Source organism: Acrocarpospora sp. B8E8 (assembly GCF_039871605.1).
GTDB lineage: Bacteria > Actinomycetota > Actinomycetes > Streptosporangiales > Streptosporangiaceae > Acrocarpospora > Acrocarpospora macrocephala.
Map to the genome: position 1 here is coordinate 1 of NZ_JBDPLV010000164.1, position 3,435 is coordinate 3,435.

At 69.0% G+C, this 3,435-nt stretch carries 3 protein-coding genes; all 3 read right to left on the reverse strand.

Annotated features, from left to right (window positions below):
- Nucleotides 1-136 precede the first annotated feature (136 nt).
- The 3 genes from ABGB08_RS54235 to ABGB08_RS54245 all read right to left on the reverse strand — a co-directional run bounded on the left by ABGB08_RS54235 (nucleotide 137) and on the right by ABGB08_RS54245 (nucleotide 3,261).
- Nucleotides 137-946 (reverse strand): AAA family ATPase, encoded by an 810-nt coding sequence (locus tag ABGB08_RS54235; protein WP_347608326.1) that lies wholly within the window; start codon nucleotides 944-946, stop codon nucleotides 137-139.
- Nucleotides 947-1,194: 248 nt separating this feature from the next.
- Complete coding sequence (locus tag ABGB08_RS54240; protein WP_347608329.1) at nucleotides 1,195-2,586, reverse strand: DDE-type integrase/transposase/recombinase; 1,392 nt, start codon at nucleotides 2,584-2,586, stop codon at nucleotides 1,195-1,197.
- Between the two features lie 78 nt (nucleotides 2,587-2,664).
- A complete protein-coding gene (locus tag ABGB08_RS54245; RefSeq protein WP_347608332.1) occupies nucleotides 2,665-3,261 on the reverse strand; it encodes a DUF6431 domain-containing protein in 597 nt (198 codons plus the stop codon).
- Nucleotides 3,262-3,435 lie beyond the last annotated feature (174 nt).

Below are 3,435 nucleotides of genomic sequence, written 5' to 3' on the forward strand. Positions count from 1 at the left end.
TGTGGCCCGGCGTTGAAGATGCCGATGGTTTGGGCGTTGGGCGTGCCGATGGTCGTTATGCAGAACGCCCCGCCGGTTGGATCGGCGGGGCGTTGTGATCGGTGAGGTGTCGCCGGTGGTCGGCATGGTGCCGGTGTCAGTCGACGACCTCGCTGACCGCGGAGCGGGTGGCGGCTTCGTCGACGAGGTTCTTGCCGGCGGCGAAGGCGGCGACGAGGGCTTGCAGGGCGAGGTTGTTGACGGCTCGCGGGTAGCCGCGGCTGGTCATGTGGATGAGGTTGAGGGCGTCTTCGGTGAAGATCTGGTCGGGTCGGCCGACCAGGTTGAGGTGGTGGTTGACGTAGCTGGCGGTCTCGGTGCTGGTCATGCCGGGCATGGTGTAGCGCAGCGCGGTGCGTTGTTCGAGGGCGGCCAGGACGGCGAGTTTCATGGTGCGGCGCAGGGTGGGCTGGCCGACCAGCAGGCAGGCCAGCGGGCTGTCCTGGTCCATCGAGGTGTTGGTGAGCATCCGGACGGTCTCCAGTTGCTCATAAGTCAGCAGATGCCCTTCATCCAGGACCAGCACGGGCGTCCTTCCTCGTTCCTCGCGTTCGGCGAGAAGAGCTTTGCTGGTCTGGCCGAACAGGCGGGAGCCCAGGTGAGAGGGGGTCTGGCCGAAGGTGTTCAGGATCTCCTCGTGGATGCCGCGGACTCCGATCAAGGGGTTGGGCAGGTAGATGACGGTGTGCTTGGAGGGGTCCAGGGACGCCAGGACGGTGCGGACCGACACGGTCTTGCCGGCCCCGACCTCCCCGGTCACGACCCCGATCGCCCGCTCGGAGATGCACCAGGCGATCCGGGCGACAGCCTCGTTGTGGGAGGCGTGCCGGTGCAGCTTGCCGGGCGCGAGGTCCCGGCCGAACGGCATGCGGCTGAATCCGTAGTGGGCCTGCAGTTTCTCGATCATGAGATGGCTCCTGTGCCGGTGGGGGTCGGGAAGGGGAGAAGCGGGGGCTGCTGGGCGGTTTCGGCGAGCAGTTCCAGACAGTCGGTGACCCGGTCGGTACCCGGTCGATGGCCCCGAACCCGAAATGGTCGGCCAGAGCGTCATCGACCTGCTGGTCAGCGGCCTCGAAGAAGGGCGGCCGACTCGGTCAGCAACCTTGCCGGCCCGGCCATGACGACCGGTGTGCGGTCATTCGCGGTCATTCGCGGTCATTCATCGTCGTCCTGGCCGTCGTCTTCGGGGGCGAAGGCGGAGTAGTTCACCTTGTCGGCCAGCTCAGCGGTGTAGTGGGCGTCGATCAGGCCGAGGTAGTCGATCCCGGTCGTCGGTTTGGGCGGCTCGGCGGGGACCTCGGGCCGCGCTTTGGGATGGGAGTGCCGGGTGATCTGGAACGGCAGCGCCGTCCCGGCGTCGCGCCCGTCGCAGCGGACCCGCAGGAACGACAGGTCGAATGGATCGAAGACCAATTCGACTTTGCGGCCGACCAGGCTCGGGTCGACCTGATACCGGTTGCCCTGCAGAGAGACCAGAGCCGTTTTCGACACGTTGCGCCACTCCGACCAGCGGAACGCCTCGGCCAGGTCCTCGGGGGCGGGGACCGGGTAGGGAGCGCCTTCCATCCAACGGGCCAACGGGGCCATACCCGTCTCCGAATGCGTCCTGCGGTGATAGACGCCCTCAACCCACGCGGTGAACAGGCGATTCATCTCCGCGAGGTCCGTGACCCGCCGTCCGGGCTTGCCCTCGCCGGAGGCGATCTCAACGGTGAACTCGCTGTTCACCGTCCGGAACAGCCGCTCCACCTTCCCCCGGCCCTGCGGCCGGCCCGGGGTGGAGTGGACCAGCTTGATCCCGAGCTTGGCGCAGGCCCGCATCAGCCACGCGTCAACGTAGGCGCTGCCGTTGTCGCAATACACGTACTCGGGAACACCCCGTGCGGCCAGCGCCGGCCGGAGCGCCGCGGCCAGGCGGACGGTGTCCTCGGCGAACCCCCACCGATGCCCGACGATCGCCCGGCTGTGGTCGTCGATGAACGCGAAAAGATACGTTTTGCGGCCACCGATCCGGGGCCCGTGCAGGGCGTCTCCCTGCCAGAGGGAGTTGGGGCGATCGGCCTCGAACCGGCCGAACACCGCTTCCTCGGCGGGCTTGCGCAGCGCCGTCAAGCCCGTGCGGACGAACATCCGCTGGATCGTCCGCTCGTCGGGAGCCCACCCATGCTGGGCCTCCATGATCCGTTTGATCTGCGCCGCGGTCCGGTCCGGGTTCTCCTTCTTCAAGGCGGTGGCCAGCTCGAACACCTCCGGCGGGGTGCGCGGCGCCGACTGGCGCGGAGATGGGACAAGGGCGTCGAAGCCGCCCTTGCGCCAGTCCAGGATCCACCGGTCCAGGGTCCAGCGGGTGATCCGCACCGTCCGCCCGTCCGGATCGGTATGCGGGACCGCCGCGATCTGACGGACCAGCGCGCCCCGCTGCCTGCCCGAAAGCGACGGATCCGCCGCCTCCCGGATCAGCATGTAACGGAACAGCCCGATCTCCCGGGCCCTCTCCAGACGCCTGACCTGGTCATCGTCCTTCTTCGTCACCACGACCTCGCTCACGGGTTTGATCGACAGAACCCGCGAACACTCCCAAACCGGCGATCACCGGCACCAGGGGGAACTGGTGTTGGTCGACTTCTATGGCCAGCCCGGCGCCAGCAACCTGCCCCCGCTGGCCGCGACCGCCACCAGCCAGGGCGGCGCCTCACCGACGTGCTCCCACCGCGATGCCGCCGCCACCGAAGCCCCTGCCACCGCCGCGACCGCGTCCGCGAACAACGATGCCGTCTGCGCGGGCGGGACCGGATCCACTGCGACCTCCACCAGCAGCGCGGTGAAGAACACCCGCACCGCCTCCGCGCGCGAAGAGAACCGCCGCAGCCAGCCGCGGACGGTATCGACCGGCCGACCCCACGCCGCCGCGATCGTCCGGGCACCCGCCCCAGCCGCCTTCGCGGCCAGCGCAGCCCCGATCACCTCGGCCAGATCCACTCGCCTGGCCAGCACGAACACCGGAAGAAGCACATGCGACATCCCGCATCCACGGCAACGAGCCCGCCTCGGCCGCACCCGCACCGGCCCCCGCCCGCCCCGCAACACCCGGACCCGGCCCCAACCCCACCGGGCCAGCATCCCGCCACAACACGGGCACTCCAGTTCCCCGCCCGCCAACCGGCCCTCGACCACAACCGGGTCTGCCCCTACCGTGAGCACCAGCGCCTCCGAGCGCTTCACGGCCCTCCCGGGCGTACTCCGGCAAGAGATACCGGGAGGGCCTACGCATGCCCCCATCGGCAAGGTGCCGCCGCCAACGAACTCACGATCCCCGGGGACAGGCAACCAACATCATCGGCGCACACAATGCCGGAAAACCGCCGCCCACGTAGGCATCTTCAAAGCCGCTCAACA